Origin of the sequence: Aestuariispira ectoiniformans, from assembly GCF_025136295.1 — a bacterium.
Classification (GTDB): Bacteria; Pseudomonadota; Alphaproteobacteria; order UBA8366; family Aestuariispiraceae; genus Aestuariispira_A; species Aestuariispira_A ectoiniformans.
Window position 1 is genome coordinate 2,483,211 of the sequence record NZ_CP062788.1, and the last position, 19,100, is coordinate 2,502,310.

A 19,100-nucleotide genomic window follows, 5' to 3' on the forward strand; every position below is an offset into this window, starting at 1 on the left:
CTAGGTCTCATCTTTTTTATAGGGAAAGCTGTTGTTTGCCTTTGGCTCTTTCGAACGTTGGGCAGGGCCTTTCCCTACAAGTCTGCGGGCGACAATCGCCGTCAGGACAATGCCGATGAACCACAGCATGAAGATATAGATGAACAGCACCGGTATGCCTGCCAGAAACGCATTCTGGTCAAAAATGCGGATATAGGGGGGCAGGAAGATCAGAATCCCGATCAAGGGTAAAACAAGAGCGGCATCACGTGTGCGGCGTTCCGGCGACATTACATTTCTCCCGATCCCGCCTATTCGTGACCGCCGGCAACATGTGTGACGTTGCTGTTCTGGGCCAGCAGGCCGGAGATACGGTCGACCAAATCCTGGTTGGAGAAGGGCTTGGTCACAAATTCATTCGCACCGAGGTCCAGCATCAGCTTGCGGTCCGCTTCCTGACCTTTGGCGGTCAGGGCGAGAACCGGCAAATCCTCGAAGCCGGGCGCGTTGCGAATCTGGCGCAATATCTCGAATCCGTTTGATGTGGGCAGCATGACGTCCAACACCAACAGGTCGGGCTTTTCACGTTGAACTGTTTCCAATACCGCGGCGCCGTCATTGACCGAGACGACCCTATGCCCCTCCCGCGATAGAAGGAAGTTCAACGATTCTACGATATACGGCTCATCCTCTGCGATAAGGATAGTCGTCCCCATTACAAATTACCTCCCAATAGGCCGTTCTTTTTGTTTTTTAGACCTTCCTTGTTATTAAGTTTATCAAATCATGTATTCATTTCCGAGGCGAGTTTTTCATTCATTGGCGCCAAGATAGCGGCATGAGCGCGCTGATTGCAATTTTTTCGTGGACACGATCTGCAGTTGAAGCCGACAGGCGTTGTCAATTTGCCCTGCCGATTGGCAAAACGGTCACCATATACCAGCCGGTCACGGTAAGAGATATCACAGCCGAGCATGACACTGTAAGTAACTGGGTGGGTGCCAAATGCACCATACTGTTTTGTCAGGCGTCGGGCGATGAAAAGATACTGCTCTCCGGACGACAGGCTGGCCAGTTGGGCAATGGTCCGATCTGTGCCGAGGGCTTCGTAGATCGCCCAAAGCGGGCAGGCACCACCATAACGCGGCATGCGAAGGCCGGGGATACTGAACGGCTTTGAAATATTGCCTGCTGGGTCGGCGCGGAGAAAGGCGAATGGTACGCCCTCCGCGCCGGAGCGTCTCAAGGTTACCATCCGATGGGCAATCTGTTCAAAGCTTCCTGCGAAACGTGGTTGCAGGCGTTCGATATCGTATCGGTCGTTCTCCGCCGCATCAAGAAAGGGCTGATAGGGGAACAACAAGGCTCCAGCAGCATAGTTGGCCAGAGCCCGGCGGGCGGCCTGACGCGATGCGTCGCTTGTCAGGCGACTGTCCCGGACAAGGCTGTCCAAAGTGTCCGACATCTCCAGTTCCGCAAGGCGTTGTGCTTCGCGAAAGCGGATTGTGGTTTCCTTCAGGCCTTCCGCATGGATCAATGTCTTTTCATCGACCAGTGATGGTTGCCGCACGGGGTCATAGGCCCTGCGTACGGTCAGGCCGTGTTTGTGGGTCAGTCGTTCATGGATAGCGGCGCTTATGGTGGAGGGGGCATACTCCATCTCCTTGTTCAGCGCCTCCGCAGCCCACTCCAGGTCCGGGAAGTAGTTGCCGTGATGGATGATGAAATCGTCAACCTCATTGGCGGGGGACGTCGGTTTTTCCGTTTCCGAGGCGCTGCTCAACAGGTCGATCATCGTCCGTGCGCTGGACCCCAATTGGTCACTTTGTGAAGCAATGATGCTTGAGAATCGATTTCGTTCGTCTGATGAAAGGTCGCTATATTGCTCAAGGATTTCCGCGAAAGAGCGGATCGACGTGATCTGCGTCAGGACGGAATGGCTGAGTTCCATGAGCGCCGGGTCCTGGCTTAGCCGATCAGACAACGCCAGCGCCGTTTCCGTGACATCCTGATAGCGCCGATGCAAAGCCAGAAACGCATTGGCCCATTCGGGCGTCTGCGCCACGAAATTAAGGGCGTTACGGTCGTCCAGGTCGTCGATTGCCATCGACCGGGTCAGTTCGACGATATCCTGCGCCAGCCTGGCATCCTCAGTACCGCTCAACCATCCGATTTCAACATGCAGGGCTTCGGCGATCCGCTTCATGAGCTTGCCGCCGATCATGCGTTTGTCGTGTTCGATCAGGTTCAGATAGGACGGCGAAATACCAATGGCCTCGGCCAGGTCCGATTGGGTCAGGCCTTTGTCTTTCCGGCTGTTCCGTATGCGTTGTCCTATCGGGAGGCGAGCCAAATTTATCCCTCAGCGTTTAAAATTTTAGATGTTTTCTTGTAAAGAAATTTACACCTGCAATGCAGCATTTACAGTATTCTTCACAAACCTTTGCAAATGGCAAGGGTATTTTATTGCGGCTTGTCCGGGTCTCTCTGTAACGTAATTAGCACGCGAATTTCTCCATCGCGCCGCTTGAAACAGAACAAAATCCGAATGGGGAGGAGACCAAAATATGAATTTTTCTGACAAGAAGTGGACGCGTCGTGGCGTCCTGAAAACCGGTTCCGTTTTGGCCGGTGCGGCTGTTGCTGCGCCGACCATGTTTGTACGCGGTGCCTGGGCGGATATGGATTTCCGCAATAACCCGGGCAACGCAAGTTCCGTAAAGTTCGGTTTTAACGTTCCTCAAACCGGCCCCTATGCCGATGAGGGGGCAGACGAACTGAGGGCCTATAAACTGGCCGTGAAGCATCTCAACGGTGAAGGTGACGGCGGAATGTTGCTCACCATGAACCCGCTGTCGCTGAAGGGTAATGGTGTGTTGGGCAAGAAGGTCGAATATGTGACCGGCGACACCCAGACCAAATCCGATGCCGCCCGCGCATCCGCCAAGCGGATGATCGAAAAAGACGGGATCATCATGTTCTCCGGCGGTTCATCCTCCGGCGTGGCGATTGCGGAACAGTCCCTGGCCCAGGAAATGGGCGTTGTCTTCATGGCGGGACTGACCCATTCCAACGACACGACGGGTAAGGACAAACGCCGTTACGGTTTCCGTCATTTCTTCAACGCCTATATGTCCGGCGCCGCTCTGGGGCCGGTGTTGAAGGAAGAAATGGGCACGGATCGTCGCGCCTATCATCTGACGGCGGACTATACCTGGGGCTGGACCCAGGAAGAGTCGATCAAAAACACCACCGAGGCCCTGGGCTGGGAAACCGTGAACACGGTTCGCACGCCGCTGGGTGCCGGTGACTTCTCCCAGTATATTACGCCGGTTCTGAACTCCGGTGCCGATGTGCTGATCCTGAACCACTACGGCAAGGATATGATCAACTCCCTGACCCAGGCGGTTCAGTTCGGCCTGCGTGACAAGATGGTCAACGGCAAGAAATTTGAAATTGTCGTGCCGCTCTTCTCACGTCTGATGGCGCAGGGTGCCGGTGAAAACATCAAGGGTATCCTTGGGACGACGAACTGGAACTGGTCCCTGACCGACGCGGGCTCCCAGGCCTTCGTGAAATCCTTTGGTCAGGAATACGGTTTCCCGCCGTCGCAGGCTGCTCATACCTGCTATGTCCAGACGCTGCTTTATGCAAACGCCTGTGAAATGGCCGGGACCTTCTATCCGCCGGAAGTGATCAAGGCGCTGGAAGGCTTCAAATTCGACGGCATGGGCAATGGCCCGACGGAATATCGTGCCGCTGATCACCAGTGCTTCAAGAACGTTCTGGTCGTGCGCGGGAATGAAAACCCGACCAGCCAGTTCGACCTGTTGAAGGTGGTGAAGGAAGTGCCGCGTGAACAGGTGGAATACGATCCCGCCATCTTTGGCGGCGAGCTTGGCCCGTATCAAGTTTAAGTCTCCCTAAACTTGGGCCAGCCGTCGCCTTTGGCGGCGGCTGGCGCGGCCAATTTAGTATTCCCCGTGAAGCAGTAATGGTTGTATGGCTATGGATGCGATAATTCTCCAAATACTGAACGGGTTGGACAAGGGCGGTGCCTATGCATTGATCGCCCTGGGTCTGACTCTCGTCTTCGGGACCCTGGGGGTCGTGAATTTTGCCCATGGGGCGATCTTCATGATGGGGGCCTTTTGTGCGGTTACTCTCGAAAAAATTCTTACGATTTCCAAACAGGTGAAAGACCCGACCATCACCTATTTCGATGCGTTCAAGGAAACGCCTTACCTGGAAATCTGGTTTGGCGACTTTGGCCGGACTATCATCGACTATTCCGTTCCTTTATCGATCATCCTTGCCATACCGGTCATGCTGCTGATCGGTCTTGCCATGGAACGCGGACTGATCCGCTTTTTCTACAAGCGTCCTCATGCGGAACAAATCCTTGTGACCTTCGGTCTGGCGATCGTTCTGCAGGAAATTATCAAGGCAATTTTTGGCGCCAATCCGATCCCGACGGCGGCCCCCGACATCGTTTCGGGCAGCGCGGCTATCGGCACTTTCCTGGGGCTTGGCGACGCAGTGGTCTATCCCTGGTGGCGTCTGATCTACTTCGGTTTCGCCGGCATCGTCATTTTCAGCGTCTTCGCATTTTTGCGGCTGACAACTTACGGCATGGTCGTTCGCGCTGGTATGCAGGACCGCGAGACAGTCGGTCTGCTCGGCATCAACATCGAACGCCGGTTCACTGTTGTCTTTGGTATTGCGGCCGTGGTCGCCGGGTTGGCGGGGGTTATGTATACCCCGATCCTGCCGCCTGATTACCACATGGGTATGGATTTCCTGGTGCTCTCCTTCGTCGTTGTTGTTGTTGGCGGCATGGGGTCTCTGGAAGGGGCGGTTCTGGCCGGTTTCCTGCTGGGAATTCTTCAGTCCTTCGCTTCGATGAACGAAGTGAAGCAAATCCTGCCGGGCATCGATCAGATCATCATCTATGCCGTTGCCGTTGCCATCCTCTTGCTGCGTCCGCGCGGGCTTCTTGGCCGCCGCGGCCTGATGGAGAGTTGATATGACCGCCGCATTCGCCAAAAAAGACTGGGTCACCATCGCGATTTTTGCTGCGGTGATCCTCCTTATGCCAATCTGGCTTTCGCCGCTTGGTGCATCCTACCCCGACCTGTTGCAGAAATTTGCAATCTACGGGCTGTTTGCCATCGGCTTTAACATTCTCTTCGGTCTGACCGGCTATCTGTCCTTCGGTCATGCTGCCTTTCTCGGCGCGGGTTCCTATGCTGCGGTGTGGTCATTCAAGCTTTTCACCATGAATGTGATCCCGGCTGTCCTGTTCGGTACTTTGATCGGTGGTTTGTTTGCCGCATTGATCGGCTTTATCTGCCTGCGGCGGTCGGGGATCTACTTCTCGATCCTGACGCTGGCCTTCGCCCAGATGAGCTACAACCTTGCCTATTCCGTGCTGACGCCGATTACCAATGGCGAGACCGGTCTGCAGCTCAGCCAGACTGACCCGCGCATTTTCGATGCTGCGCTGGACCATAGTGGCCTTCCGATGACGAGCCTGCTCGGGGTGGAAATGACCGGTTATCCGGGATTCTACTTCTGTGCCGCCCTGTTGATCCTTGGTTTCTTCATCTCGCTGCGCATCTTCCGTTCTCCCTTTGGCATGAAGCTGCAGGCGTTGAAGTCCAATCAGGTTCGCATGAGTTACACCGGTTTCAACACGCGACCCTATATGCTGACGGCCTTCATTATTTCAGGGATGTATGCCGGTCTGGCAGGTTCCCTGCTGGCCGTGACCGACCCTTTGGCAGGCGCAGAACGCATGCAGTGGACCGCATCCGGTGAGGTTGTGCTGATGACAATTCTCGGCGGTGCCGGAACGTTGATCGGGCCGCTGCTGGGGGCAGGGATCATTAAATACTTCGAGAATATTTTCTCTGCCTATAACGATGCCACCCTGCATGACATTTTCAGCTTCCTGCCTGATTTCATCGCGGACCCGATTGTCGCCGTCCTTGGGCTTTTTGTCGGTGACGGCTGGCATCTGACCCTGGGCGTTCTGTTCATGCTGATCGTGATCTTCCTGCCGGGTGGCGTGATGGAAGGTATCCGTCGACTGACGGCCTTCGTCCGCAGCAAGACGCGGGGAGAATCCTCTAACGGCGCAACCGCGACCCAGCCATCGGAATAAGGAAGAACGTCATGGTTAAGACGATACTTAATGTCCAGGACGTGGATAAGTATTTCGCTGGGTTGCACGCGCTCAGCAATATCAATCTGCAAATTGAAGAAGGGCAGACCCATGCGATCATCGGGCCGAACGGGGCGGGCAAGTCGACCTTGCTCAACGTCTGCGTTGGCCGTTTGAAGCCGAACAGCGGAACCGTCACCTTTGATGGCGAGATCCTGACCGGCAAGGCCCCGCATGAAATCAACCAGTGCGGTGTGGCGCGGGTTTTTCAGACGCCTGAAATTTTTCCGGAACTGAGCCTGCTTCAGAATGTCATGATCCCGGCTTTTGCCAAACGGGAGGGGTCGTTCAAGTTCAACGCCTTTCGGGCTCTCGCCGGAGAGAAGGAAATTCAGGAAGAAGCGGTTGATATCCTGGAAGACCTTGGCCTGCACGGACAGAAGGACAGGGTTGCGGGAAGTCTGTCGCGCGGCGATAAAAGGCGTCTGGAACTGGCCATGTGCCTCGTACAGCATCCCCGCCTTCTGCTGTTGGATGAACCGACGGCGGGCATGTCCCGGCATGATACCAACAAGACAATCGAAATCCTGAAGCGGATCAAGGAACGCGGTATGACCAAGGTCATCATCGAGCATGACATGCATGTGGTCTTCAGCCTGGCCGACCGCGTTTCGGTTCTGGCGCAAGGGGCGATTATCGCCCAGGGCGCGCCTGATGATGTCCGTGGTGATCCGAAGGTCCAGGAAGCCTATTTGGGAGGAGCAGCCGCATGACACAAGCCGCTCAGCAAATGAATGAACAAGCAAAGGGGCGCAATAAAGCCCCGGCCTTTTTCTCCTGCTATGATCTGCATGCCTATTATGGTGAAAGCTACATTGTGCAGGGTGTCAGTTTTGATGTCCGGGAAGGCGAAATCGTAGCCCTGTTGGGACGGAACGGGGCGGGGAAGACCTCGACCCTCCGCACCATTGCAAGGGCAACCGACCCTCAGTTACGGCGTGGTGAAATCTGGCTGGATCATCAAGCCGTTCATCAGATGCGCGATTATCAGGCCGCCCAGGCAGGTATTGCGCTGGTACCTGAGGATCGGCGCATCATTCCGGGCCTGACGGTGGAAGAAAATCTTCAACTTTCCCAGATCGCAGAGCCGATCGGGTGGTCCATCGAACGAATCTATGACCATTTCCCGCGGCTTGCCGAACGTCGGAAACAGGAAGCGGTCACCATGTCCGGCGGGGAACAGCAGATGCTGGCCGTTGCACGTGCGTTGGCCCGTGACATCAAGCTGTTGCTGCTGGATGAGCCCTATGAGGGACTGGCTCCGGTCATCGTCCGGGAGATTGAAGGGATTCTGGAAAGTGTGAAGGACCTCGGTATCACGACAATTATCGTGGAGCAGAATGCAATTGCAGCCCTGAATCTTTCCGATCGGGCAATCATTCTGGATATGGGGGAAGTCGCCTTCGAGGGAAGCGCCCAGGAGGTTCTGGATAATGCGGATATCCGCCAGGAATATCTGGCTGTGTAGATACCGGTTTGGGGGGTAGACCGTACTCGGTCTCATGGGGGAAGGCGGTCGCGTTTATCGCGGCCGTTTTCCGTTGGCGGCAATGCTGTTGTGGTGTCGGGCAAAACCGATGCGCAGACTTGCTGTTGTGTCACCCGGCTTGCGGGGATAACGGTGGCGCTTTACTTTGCGGCAGGCAAGGTTCTTTCTGACAGGTGTTTCCGGAGGTTGATCGGGTGTTGAGGTTTCGGCGGCTCGGCCGTTTCCCTTTCTGGATAATTGGTTTCTGTGTGACGGTCGTGGCCGTGTGGGGGGCAACCACCTGGACGACGCGTATCACGGTCGACCAGTTGCGTGAGACGGCATCGGGCCGGTTGACCCTTTATGAAAGTACACTTTGGGCCGCGATCAAGCGTTACCACTATCTGCCCTATGTCCTCAGCCGCAATGTGGAGGTTCACAATGTGCTGGCTGGCAGCGCCCCGGCCGATGATCTGAACCTGTATCTGGAGGCATTGAACGAGCGCTCCGGTGCGGCGGCCCTTTATCTGATGGACAAGAACGGGGATACGCTGGCCGCCAGTAACTGGCGAACACCGGAAAGCTTTGTCGGGAGCAACTATGCTTTCCGGCCTTACTATAAAAATGCGCTTGAAGGGCGCGGCGGGTTTTTCTTTGGCATTGGCGTCACAACCGGATTGCCAGGACTGTTCTTGTCTCATCCGGTTGTCATTGATGATGAAGTCGCGGGCGTTGCTGTCGTGAAGGTCGACCTGGAGCCGTTGCAGCGTAACTGGCAGCAGGGCGGGGAGGTCGTCTTTGCCAGCGATATGGAAGATGTGATCATCCTTTCCAGCCGCTCTGATTGGCGGTACCAGACGCTCAGTCCTCTGATACTGCCGACCATCAAGCGGATCAGTCTCGAGCGGCGTTACCCCGGCGTGAACCTGCAGCCACTTTCTATCCGGCGCCGGGGAAGCGACGGGGAAGAATTCTTTGAAATCGGACAGGAAGAATATCTGGTCGAAAAAAGGCATGTGCGCGGCACGGACTGGTCCCTGTATTTCCTGTCTCCCACGACCTTGCTCGCCGAACGCAGAAGCACTGCGGTGATCATTGTCGGAATCAGTGTTGGCCTAGTGTTGTTGGGCTCGTTATTTGCCAGGGAGCGGCGGCTGAAGCTGTCGTCACAGCGTGAAGCCGCCGAGGCGGAACGGTTTCGACAGTTGAACCGGCGTCTGGAAGTGGAAATAGAAGAGCGTCGACGGGCGGAAAGCGTCCTTCGCGACACCCAGGATGAATTGGTTCAATCCGGAAAGCTGGCGGCCCTTGGTCAGATGTCGGCGGCAATCGCCCATGAACTTAATCAGCCGATTTCCGCCATCCGGACATTCTCGGCAAGCGCCAGGGTCATGCTGGGCCGTGGGGTTGTTGATCCGGTAAATGAGACGCTGGACCAGATATCCAAAATGACGGAGCGCATGGGCGTGATCACGGGGCAGCTCAAGACGTTCTCCCGAAAGTCCCAGGGGCGTCTTGAAGATATTGATGTGCTGGACTGCCTGAAGAACGCGCTGGTCCTCGTTGAGCCACAGTTACGCATGGATAAATGCGCACTTGAAACGTCACTACCGGACAAACCGGTCTTCATTCGTGGTGATGCGGTTCGTCTGGAGCAGGTCATGGTTAATCTGATCAGGAATGCCCTGGATGCCATGAAGGCACAGCCGTCCCCTTGGATTTGCTGCGAGGTGTTCACCGAGGAAAACTGGGCCGTGATCCAGATATCCGACTGCGGTGACGGTATTGATGAGGCCATTGCCGGGCAACTTTTCGATCCGTTCTTTACGACCAAGGAACCCGGCAAAGGCGTTGGCCTGGGGCTGTCTGTCTCCTATGGTATCGTCCAGGACCTCAAAGGCATGATAAAGGCGAAAAACCGTGTCGGTGGTGGGGCTGTTTTCGAAGTGTGGCTTCCGCTTGAATCCAAAGAGTAGTGTCGTAATGGGTGCAGAAACGCAGACAATCAAGAATTTGTTCCTGATAGATGATGAGGAGGCCATGCGGGTTGCAACCCGGCAGTGGCTGGAATTATCGGGTTGGGTTGTGGTCGACTTTGCCGCGGCGGGAGAGGCTGTTGCGGCGGTGGCACCCGATTTTGACGGGGTCATCATCAGCGACGTTAAAATGTCCGGTATGGACGGCCTGGCCTTGTTGGACGATGTGCGGCGTATCGACAGGGAGATACCAGTCATCCTTATTACTGGGCATGGCGACGTGCCGATGGCGGTCGATGCGTTGAAGCGCGGTGCCTATGACTTTCTTGAAAAGCCCTTTGCACCGGAGCGGTTGATCGAGGTTGTCGACCGCGCCTTGGACAAGCGCCGGCTGGTTCTACAAAACCGGGACCTGAAGCGCCTGCTGGATCAGAAATCCGGCCTGGACGCCCGTTTGATTGGGCGCAGTTCCCCCATGTCTGCGATCAAGGATGAAATATTGAACCTTGCCGGGACCAGGGCGTCGGTCCTGATATCGGGAGAAACTGGTACGGGTAAGGAGGTCGTGGCTAAATGTCTGCATGATTTCGGGGGCTGGAAGGAAGGGCCCTTTGTTGCAGTCAATTGCGCAGCTATTCCTGAAAATATGGTCGAAAGCGAGCTGTTCGGGCATGAGGCCGGTGCCTTTACAGGGGCAGTCGGGCGCAGAATTGGCCATCTGGAACATGCAAACGGCGGCACACTTTTCCTGGATGAAATCGGAAGCATGCCGCTTGAAATGCAAAGCAAGCTCTTAAGGGCGCTGGAAAACAGGGAAATTACGCGTCTGGGGGCCAGCATGCCTGTACCGGTCGATTTCCGGCTTGTATCCGCTGCCAATGAAGACCTGAACAAGGCGGTGTCAGAAGGGCGTTTCCGCGAAGACCTCTTTTACAGGATTAATACCGTTGAACTGACGGTCGCGCCTCTAAGAGAGCGCCGTGAGGATATTCCCCTCCTGTTTCAGGCTTTTGCATCGCAGGCAGCGGAGACTTATGACCGGGAGTTTGTACAGCCTGATGCCACGGCGACAGCCTTGCTGTTGGCGCAGGACTGGCCCGGTAATGTGCGTCAGCTCAAGAATATTGCAGAGCGTTATGTCTTGTCGTCGGCGGAACCCGCGGACAGAATGAGCCGGATTCTCAACGGGCATCCGGGTATGCGGGAAGAGGGCGGAGATGGGACGTCGCTTGCCGACCAGGTGAGGCATTTCGAGCGGCACCTGATCAAGGATGCCCTGAAGCGTTACGGTGGCAATGTGAAGGCCGTTATGGAAGAACTCGACATCCCCCGGCGGACGCTGAATGAGAAAATGGTGAAATACGGCATTGCACGTTTGGATTGATCGGCGGATTTCCGCCTATCATTTTTGGCCTGATCGGCGGAATCTTGCCCAATTGTATTTAGTAAGCTAAAAATACTCATATAAAACAATAACTTAATATGTTGTTTGCCGTTCGGTTTTCTGGCATGTGACTTGCGTTTTATTCGTTACACCCATGGGAGGGTGACGAGAAAAATTGGGAGGTTCAAAATGTTCAAAAAGACCGCAACGGCCATCGTTGGCCTTCTGGCGATTGGCTATGCAGACATGGCGTCCGCAGCCGATGTCGAGTGGAAGGCGTCACTTTGGGGCAAACGCCGCGCATTCACCGAACATCTGGAAAAACTGTCCGAATATGTTTCGGAAAAGACAGACGGCAAATTCAAAATCACTCTGTATTACGGCGCAGCTTTGTCCAAGCCGCGTGAAAACCTGGACGTGATTTCTTTTGGTGCATTTGAAATGGCGCAGTTCTGTGCGTCCTACCATCCGGACAAGAACCCGACGCTGACGGTTCTTGAACTGCCGATGTTGCCGATCAACGACCTGGAAACGCAGATTCGCGTTGACCAGGCTGTTTACGCACATCCGGCTGTGAAAAAGGATATGGCCCGTTGGAATGTGGACCTGCTGATGTCCACGCCGATGCCGCAGTATAACTTCATTGGCATCGGCGATGCGCCTGAGAAGCTGGAAGACTTCGACGGTATGCGTGTCCGTGCGCTGGGTGGCGTTGGCAAGGCCATGAGCGAGATTGGCGCCGTTCCGACCACGGTGACTGCGTCTGAGGCTTACACGGCTATTGAGGCTGGTGCCGTTCAGGCGGTCTCTTTTGCGCCGCATGCGCATCTGGCATTCAAGACCGTTGAAGTTGGTGACTGGTACACGACGAACCTGAACCCGGGCACGGTGAACTGCCCGGTTGTTGTGAATTCTGCGGCGCTTGAGGCCCTGCCGGAAGAGTATCGCAAGGTTCTGGAAGACGCAGTGCCGGTCGCCTATGACCACTACGTCAAGAATTACGCCAAAGTGTACGACAAGTTCTATCCGGCTCTGGATGAGCGCAAGATCGAGCGTATCACCTACTCCGATGCAGAGCTGAAGCGTTTCCACGAAAAAGCCCGTCAGCCGGTTTGGGACGCTTGGTTGGAAGACATGAAGAGCAAGGGCCTGCCGGGTCAGGAACTGCTCGATCTGGTTCTCGCAACCGCATCAAGTAAATAAGCTTTCCAGTAAAAGCTTTCTGTGAACTTCACTACCCCGGTCGCTTGCGGCCGGGGTAGCGTGAAGGAGGGAGTTCCATGAATAATCAAACGCCTCAACCGCCCGCCGGGCGGGGTGGCGGTGTCGTCGGCGTGGCCGACCGACTGCTGCGGCCCCTGGAGAATGCGTTTAACCTGCTGGCAGCGGGCAGTATTCTGTTCCTGATGTTGCTGGCTGTGGCCCAGGTCGTTGGCCGGGCTGCCTTCAATGCGCCGATCCCCGGTTTTATTGATTTCGTCGAGCAGGCGATGGTTATGTTTGCCTTCTTGGGCGTTGCATATTGCCAGCGCGAAGGCGGCCATATCCGCATGGATCTGGTGCTTGGCCGCTTGCACGGTCGCTGGCCTTGGCTGTCGGAATTGCTGACGACGTTGCTGACGCTCTTTTTGATCGTTGGGCTGATTTATGGCAGTTGGGAGCATTTCCTGCGGGCCTGGGATTTTGGTGACAGCACCATTGATATCGGCCTGCCGATCTGGCCCTCCAAACTGCTTGTGCCGGTCACCCTTGGCCTTTTGGCCCTGCGTCTGGTGATCCAGGTACTGGGTTTTGTTCGTCTGCTTGCCAAACCGGATGCCGAGCCGATCGGCGTGCCACGGATGGAATCCGTGGAAGAGCACGCCCGTGATGAGATTGATGAAGTCATGGGGGATGAAGAGGAAGAGGCTGGTGAAAGTCTGGGAGGCCGCCAATGACAACATTTGAAATCGGCGTTGTTATGACGTGTGGGCTGCTGGTGCTCGTGATCCTCGGGATGCGTGTTGCCTTTGCTGCCGGTGTCATCGGCCTGTTGGGAATTTTTGCAATCTTCTCATCCCGTATGGGAATTGAAAATGGCTTCTGGAATGCCCTGAAACTGGCAGGGACCGTACCGCACTCCAAGACGGTGACCTATTCGCTGAGCGTCTTGCCGACCTTCATCCTGATCGGTTTTCTGGCTTACTATGCCGGATTGACCAAGGCATTGTTCGAGGCTGCAAAGCGCTGGCTTGGCTGGTTGCCGGGCGGTATGGCCGTGGCAACGATTTTTGCAACCGCGGGCTTTGCGGCAGTTTCCGGGGCAAGCACGGCAACGGCGGCAGTCTTCTCCCGCGTTGCGATCCCGGAAATGCTGAAGCTGGGTTATGACAAGAAACTGGCGGCTGGCGTGGTCGCGGCGGGCGGCACCCTGGCCGCATTGATTCCGCCCAGTGCGATGCTGGTGATCTATGCGATTATTGTTGAAGAATCGGTCGGCAAATTGCTGATCGCCGGTTTTGTGCCGGGACTGGTTTCGGCAATCATCTATGGCGTCATGGTGGTCTTCGTGGCGAAACGGTATCCGGAGCGGGCACCGCGTATCACGGGCTTCACCTGGAAACAGCGTGTTGAATCACTGCCCGCAACGGCACCGATCTTTGCGGTTGTGCTGATCATCTTCGCCAGTATCTATTTTGGCCTTGCGACACCGACCGAGGCGGGGGCCCTGGGGGCTTTCGTCGTGCTTATCCTGGCCTTCATCCGGGGAATGCGTTGGGGCAACCTGCGCCATGCCCTGCATGAAACAGCCAAGTTGACGGTGATGATTTTCACGCTGATCTGGGGCATTCTGCTTTACGTGCGCTTCCTTGGGTTTGCCGGTCTGCCGGAGGCCTTCAAGGACTGGGTGATGCATCTGGACCAACCGCCGCTGGTTGTGCTGCTGATGATCCTGGGGGCCTATGCCGTCCTCGGTATGTTCATGGATGCAATCGGCATGCTGCTGCTGACCCTGCCGGTGGTTTATCCCGCTATTGTCGGTCTGGGCTACGATCCGATCTGGTTCGGCATCATCGTTGTCAAGATGGTGGAGCTTTGCCTGATTTCACCGCCGATCGGCCTGAACTGCTTTGTGGTGGCCGGGGTCCGGCCGGATATTCCGGTACAGCAGGTATTCCGGGGCTGTTTCCCGTTCTTCTTCGCCGAAGTTGTAACGGTTGCTGTCCTGATTGCCTTCCCGCAAATCGTCCTGTGGTTACCGAATCTGATGCAAAACTAGATCAAACCACATGAGATCCTGATACCCGTCTCATCATCGAGGCGGGTATTTTTTTTGCGTAATTCCTGTGTTTTTTCATCGCTTGTTGACAGTCAAAAATAGGAAGGCTACGATTTCTTATATTTATTCGTATAAATAGGAAAAATAAACGTGACTTCGGGAGAGGCGACATTGGGATCGGGGATGCGTGTTCCGCAAAAGCGGAAGCGGTCCGATATGATCGCCGAGGAAATCAAACGCTGGATTATCGCCGAGCATAAGGTGGCCGGAGAGCGATTACCGCAGGAGCGGGATCTGGCCGCATTGTTCGATTGTGCGAAAGGGACCTTGCGGGAAGCACTGAAGTCGCTGGAGGTGCAGGGCCTGATCAATGTTCGTACCGGGCCGAACGGCGGCGCTGTTCTGGCGGAAGTCAGCTATGACCGGTCCACCGAACTGTTGCGCAACTACATGCATTTCCAGAACCTGACAGTGGAACAGGTTTACGAATTCCGTAAGGCCGTCGAGGTCGAAATGGCCGTCAGTGTCGTCGGTCACCTGGATGAGGAAGCGTTCGCGCGCCTGGAGGAAAGCGTTGGTTGCTGTGCCTGTTCCGGGCATAAGGAATCGGAACAGATGAAGGTTCGTCAGGCGGAGCTGGATTTCCATGTCCTGCTGGCGCAATACTGCCCGAACCCGCTTTTGTCCTTCCATAGCCGCTTTATCAGCGACCTTCTGCGCGATTTCATCCGGCTGCGTACCGACGTGCCCGATGCCTTCGACAAATTCACAACAGTCAACCGGGACTTTCACCGCCAACTCATTGATGCCTTGCGTCGCGAAGACCGCGAGGCAGTGGGACGGCTCATGCGGGAACATATGGAACTCGCAGAGCGTTTCACGCTGGAGTTGGAAGGGGTCGTTTCGGAGAACCTGATGTTGGTGCCCTGATCAGGGGCCGACAGAGACGAGAACAGGAAAGTATCATGTCACTGGATTATGCCGAGCAGCTTGCCAAGCTTGTGGATGAGAGGGAGGAAGAACTCGTTTCTCTGACGCAGGACCTGATCCGTATTCCCACGGTCAATCCGCCGGGGGATGCCTACACGCCATGCGCGGAATATATCGGGAGCCGTCTAAAGAAACTCGGTTTCGATGTGGAATATGTGCGCGGTGTCGGCACGCCGGGCGACAGTGACAAATATCCGCGGACCAATATCGTGGCCCGCATTGAAGGCAAACGGCCAGGCCCCTGCGTTCATTTCAACAGCCATATCGACGTGGTCGAGGTTGGCAAGGGCTGGACTGTCGATCCTTTCGGCGGCGAAGTGAAGGATCGCAAGGTTTACGGACGCGGTGCCTGTGACATGAAAGGCGGGCTCGCTGCCTCGATCATTGCTGTCGAGGCGATTCTGGCATCCGGTATCGACTTCCCCGGCACGATAGAGATTTCCGGTTCTGTGGATGAGGAATCCGGCGGTTACGGCGGCGTGGGCTATCTGGCGGAGAAGGGTTACTTCTCCAGGCCCAAGGTCGATCATGTCATTATCCCGGAGCCGCTGAATGTGGATCGTGTCTGCATCGGGCACCGTGGCGTGTGGTGGGCGGAAATCGAGACCCATGGCCGTATCGCGCATGGTTCCATGCCGTTCCTTGGGGATTGCGCCGTGCGCCACATGGGGGCGTTCCTGCACAAGGTTGAAACGGAACTGCTGCCGCATCTGGCGAGTAAACATACGGATATGCCGGTTGTTCCGGAGGGCGCACGTCAGTCCACGTTGAATATCAACTCGATCCATGGCGGGTTGGAAGAAGACTTTGAAGGGCTGCCCAGTCCTCTGGTGCCGGATAGCTGCCGTCTGGTCCTGGACCGGCGCTACCTGATCGAAGAGGACCCGGAGGAAGTGCGCCTGGAAGTGCGTCGAATTTTGGAAAAGCTGAAAGAGGAACGGCCCGGTTTTTCCTATGACGTGAAAGATGTACTGTCCTTTGAGCCGACCATGACGGACGCCAATGCGCCGGTTGTGCGCGTGGTCAGTGAAGAGATTGAACGCGTGCTTGGCAAGCCGGCTGAGCAGGTCGTCTCGCCGGGTACTTACGATCAAAAGCATATCGCGCGTGTCGGTCATCTGAAGGATTGCATTGCCTATGGCCCGGGGATTCTGGATCTGGCGCATCAGCCGGATGAATATGTCGGTATCGACGATATGCTGAATTCCGCGAAAGTCATGGCAATGGCCACCCTGCGTCTGTTGAATGGGGAGCAGCCGTGATCCGCTCGGGCACAAGGAACAGCATCACGGATGTTGCGGGCATCAAGGTCGGTAACGCGGAAGATAAGAAAGTTCGCAGCGGTGTAACGGTTATCCTCCCGGATGAGCCGGTCACAGCAGCGGTGGATGTGCGCGGCGGCGGGCCGGGCACGCGTGAGACAGACGCCCTGAACCCTGCCTGTGTCGTTGAGGCTGTTCACGCGCTGGTCTTGAGTGGCGGTTCGGCCTATGGGCTGGACGCGGCGTCAGGCATGATGTCCTGGTTGCGGGCGCGTGGTCGTGGCCTTCATGTCGGGGAGGCGCTGGTTCCGATCGTTCCTTCTGCAATCATCTTTGACCTTCTGAGCGGCGGCGACAAGGACTGGGGGGAAGAACCTCCTTATCGTGACCTGGCGCAGCAGGCGGCGGATGCTGTGTCCGTCGATTTTGCTCTCGGCAACGCCGGGGCGGGGCTTGGCGCACGTGCGGGAACGCTCAAAGGCGGTCTGGGAACCTCATCATTCGTGACGGATGACTTCACCGTCGGCTCGCTGGTTGTGGCCAATCCCCTTGGGTCTGTTGTCATGCCGGGGACCAAGACGTTCTGGTCCTGGCCTTTGGAGCAGGATGGTGAATTGGGTGGTCAGGTGCCGCCGGAAGGCCCCTGTGCGGATATGGATTTCAAATTTCAGGAGCCTGTGGCCGCCAATACGACCCTGGCGGTGGTGGCGACGGATGCGACGTTGACCAAGGCACAGGCGGAACGGATCGCGATCATGGCTCACGACGGCTTTGCCCGGGCGATTCGACCGGTTCATTCGCCCTTGGATGGCGACAGTATATTTGTCATATCTACTGGCAAGCGAGACCTGAAAGACCCGGTAGGCGAGCTGGCCAGGCTGGGTATGTTGGCTGCCGATAGCGTTGCGCGCTCTGTGGCGCGGGGCGTCTATGAGGCGGAAAGTATTGGAAGCCTGAAGGCATATAAGGACCTTTAGGAACAAGAAAGTAACGGGCTGTGACAAAAAGAATCCGGATTGACTGGGAGAGAGTGATGAAGCGCAAAATAATTACATTGGGGGTGGCCGGTATTGCGTTTGCCGCAATGACTGCAGGGGCCCAGGCCAAGGACAGCCTGTCCATGGGAATGGTACTGGAACCCCCGCATCTTGATCCGACGGCAGGCTCTGCCGCGGCAATCGATGAAGTGGTCTATGCCAATGTTTTTGAAGGGCTGACCCGTATTGACCGCAATGGTGAGGTTAAACCGGCCCTGGCGGAAAGCTGGTCGGTCTCCGAGGACGGATTGACCTATAATTTCAAATTGCATGATGGGGTGACCTTTCACGACGGGGCCGTATTTGATTGCTCCGACGTGATGTTCAGTTTCGAACGCGCGATGGCCGACGACAGCGTCAATGCGCAAAAGCGGTTGTTTGCCCCGATTTCCTCAATCGCCTGTCCGGCATCGGACAAAGTGGCGATTACGCTCAAGGAACCGACAGGCACCTTCTTATCCGACCTGGCCTGGGGCGATGCGGTGATCGTCGATCCGGCCAGCGCCGCCGACAATAAGACCAATCCTGTTGGCACAGGGCCGTTCAAATTCAAACGCTGGGTCAAGGGCGACCGGGTTGAACTGGTTCGTTATGACAACTACTGGGGTGACAAAGTCGCGCTGGCATCGGCAACCTTCAAATTCGTATCCGATCCTTCTGCCGCGACCGCTGCGATGATGGCGGGTGATCTGGATGCCTTTGCCAATATCCCGGCACCGGAAGCCCTTCCGGCCATGGAGGCAAACCCCAACCTGAAAGTCCACGTCGGGACGACAGAGGGTGAAACCATCCTCGCCCTCAATAACGGAGCCAAACCGTTCGACGACATACGTGTCCGCCGGGCCATTGCCTATGCGCTGGACCGTCAGTCCATCATTGATGGGGCGATGTTCGGGCAGGGCGCACTGATCGGGTCGCATGTGGCGCCGCATAATCCGGCCTATGTGGATCTGACAGGCCGTTATCCCTTAAACCAGGACGAAGCCAAGAAACTGCTGGCCGAAGCCGGGTATGGCGATGGTCTGACGTTGCGGCTGATGCTGCCGCCGCCGTCCTACGCCCGCCGCAGCGGTGAGATCATTGCGGCACAACTGGCAGAGATCGGCGTTGACGTGGAGATCATTCCTCTGGAATGGGCGCAATGGCTGGATCAGGTCTTCAAGCGCACCGATTACGATATGACCATCGTGTCTCACACGGAACCGGCAGATATCGAAATCTACGCCCGTGATAAATATTACTTCAATTATCACAGCCCGGAATTCAAGGAGTTGTACAAGAAGTACGTTGCAACCCTGGACCCGGAAGAAGCCAAGAAGATCATGGGTGACCTGCAGCGCAAGCTGTCGGAGGATTCAGTCAATGTCTTCCTGTTCCAGTTGCCCAAGCAGGGTGTCTGGAATGCCAAAGTCCAGGGACTTTGGGAAAACAGCCCGATCCAGGCCAACGACCTGACGGAAGTCCATTGGGCCCAATAAGGCCTGTTTTGAAGTAACTGTAGCGGGGAACCGGTTTTTAC

The 19,100-nt window shown here is 56.1% G+C and carries 17 protein-coding genes; 14 read left to right on the forward strand and 3 right to left on the reverse strand.

Annotation, left to right across the window (positions count from 1 at the left end; all coding sequences use genetic code 11):
* The 3 genes from IF205_RS11505 to IF205_RS11515 form a co-directional block, all read right to left on the reverse strand.
* Entirely contained in the window at positions 1-270 is a 270-nt protein-coding gene (locus tag IF205_RS11505) for a hypothetical protein (protein WP_259779511.1), read from the reverse strand.
* A gap of 20 nt (positions 271-290) precedes the next feature.
* Entirely contained in the window at positions 291-695 is a 405-nt protein-coding gene (locus IF205_RS11510; protein ID WP_259779512.1) for a response regulator transcription factor, read from the reverse strand.
* Between the two features lie 68 nt (positions 696-763).
* Entirely contained in the window at positions 764-2,332 is a 1,569-nt protein-coding gene (locus IF205_RS11515; protein ID WP_259779513.1) for a helix-turn-helix domain-containing protein, read from the reverse strand.
* A gap of 214 nt (positions 2,333-2,546) precedes the next feature.
* On the opposite strand from IF205_RS11515, the gene IF205_RS11520 reads away from it, so the two are divergent.
* The 14 genes from IF205_RS11520 to IF205_RS11585 all read left to right on the forward strand — a co-directional run bounded on the left by IF205_RS11520 (position 2,547) and on the right by IF205_RS11585 (position 19,059).
* Positions 2,547-3,896 (forward strand): substrate-binding protein, encoded by a 1,350-nt coding sequence (locus IF205_RS11520; RefSeq protein WP_259779514.1) that lies wholly within the window; start codon positions 2,547-2,549, stop codon positions 3,894-3,896.
* Between the two features lie 91 nt (positions 3,897-3,987).
* On the forward strand, positions 3,988-5,004 hold the full coding sequence (locus IF205_RS11525) for a branched-chain amino acid ABC transporter permease (RefSeq protein WP_259779515.1): 1,017 nt from the start codon (positions 3,988-3,990) through the stop codon (positions 5,002-5,004).
* A gap of 1 nt (position 5,005) precedes the next feature.
* On the forward strand, positions 5,006-6,145 hold the full coding sequence (locus tag IF205_RS11530) for a branched-chain amino acid ABC transporter permease (protein ID WP_259779516.1): 1,140 nt from the start codon (positions 5,006-5,008) through the stop codon (positions 6,143-6,145).
* An 11-nt stretch (positions 6,146-6,156) separates the two neighbouring features.
* The gene (locus IF205_RS11535) at positions 6,157-6,918 is read left to right on the forward strand and encodes an ABC transporter ATP-binding protein (RefSeq protein WP_259779517.1); all 762 of its coding nucleotides are present in this window, start codon (positions 6,157-6,159) and stop codon (positions 6,916-6,918) included.
* Complete coding sequence (locus IF205_RS11540) at positions 6,915-7,673, forward strand: ABC transporter ATP-binding protein (RefSeq protein ID WP_259779518.1); 759 nt, start codon at positions 6,915-6,917, stop codon at positions 7,671-7,673. Before IF205_RS11535 ends, IF205_RS11540 begins: the two co-directional genes overlap by 4 nt.
* A 269-nt stretch (positions 7,674-7,942) precedes the next feature.
* The gene (locus tag IF205_RS11545) at positions 7,943-9,649 is read left to right on the forward strand and encodes a sensor histidine kinase (protein ID WP_259779519.1); all 1,707 of its coding nucleotides are present in this window, start codon (positions 7,943-7,945) and stop codon (positions 9,647-9,649) included.
* A 7-nt stretch (positions 9,650-9,656) separates the two neighbouring features.
* Positions 9,657-11,033 carry a sigma-54-dependent transcriptional regulator gene (locus IF205_RS11550; RefSeq protein ID WP_259779520.1) on the forward strand — a complete coding sequence of 459 codons (1,377 nt, stop codon included), beginning with the start codon at positions 9,657-9,659 and terminating at the stop codon, positions 11,031-11,033.
* Positions 11,034-11,222: 189 nt separating this feature from the next.
* A complete protein-coding gene (locus tag IF205_RS11555; RefSeq protein WP_259779521.1) occupies positions 11,223-12,236 on the forward strand; it encodes a C4-dicarboxylate TRAP transporter substrate-binding protein in 1,014 nt (337 codons plus the stop codon).
* Between the two features lie 77 nt (positions 12,237-12,313).
* On the forward strand, positions 12,314-12,970 hold the full coding sequence (locus tag IF205_RS11560) for a TRAP transporter small permease subunit (RefSeq protein WP_259779522.1): 657 nt from the start codon (positions 12,314-12,316) through the stop codon (positions 12,968-12,970).
* Positions 12,967-14,292, forward strand: coding sequence for a TRAP transporter large permease (locus IF205_RS11565; RefSeq protein ID WP_259779523.1), 1,326 nt, complete (start codon positions 12,967-12,969; stop codon positions 14,290-14,292). Before IF205_RS11560 ends, IF205_RS11565 begins: the two co-directional genes overlap by 4 nt.
* 150 nt (positions 14,293-14,442) lie before the next feature.
* Positions 14,443-15,222 carry a FadR/GntR family transcriptional regulator gene (locus IF205_RS11570; protein WP_259779524.1) on the forward strand — a complete coding sequence of 260 codons (780 nt, stop codon included), beginning with the start codon at positions 14,443-14,445 and terminating at the stop codon, positions 15,220-15,222.
* 35 nt (positions 15,223-15,257) lie between these two features.
* Entirely contained in the window at positions 15,258-16,544 is a 1,287-nt protein-coding gene (locus tag IF205_RS11575) for an acetylornithine deacetylase/succinyl-diaminopimelate desuccinylase family protein (RefSeq protein ID WP_259779525.1), read from the forward strand.
* Positions 16,541-17,521: a P1 family peptidase gene (locus IF205_RS11580; RefSeq protein ID WP_259779526.1), complete on the forward strand. Its 981-nt coding sequence runs from the start codon at positions 16,541-16,543 to the stop codon at positions 17,519-17,521. The genes IF205_RS11575 and IF205_RS11580 overlap by 4 nt, the downstream gene beginning before the upstream one ends.
* A 56-nt stretch (positions 17,522-17,577) precedes the next feature.
* Positions 17,578-19,059, forward strand: a complete 1,482-nt coding sequence (locus tag IF205_RS11585; RefSeq protein ID WP_259779527.1) for an ABC transporter substrate-binding protein — start codon at positions 17,578-17,580, stop codon at positions 19,057-19,059.
* Positions 19,060-19,100 lie beyond the last annotated feature (41 nt).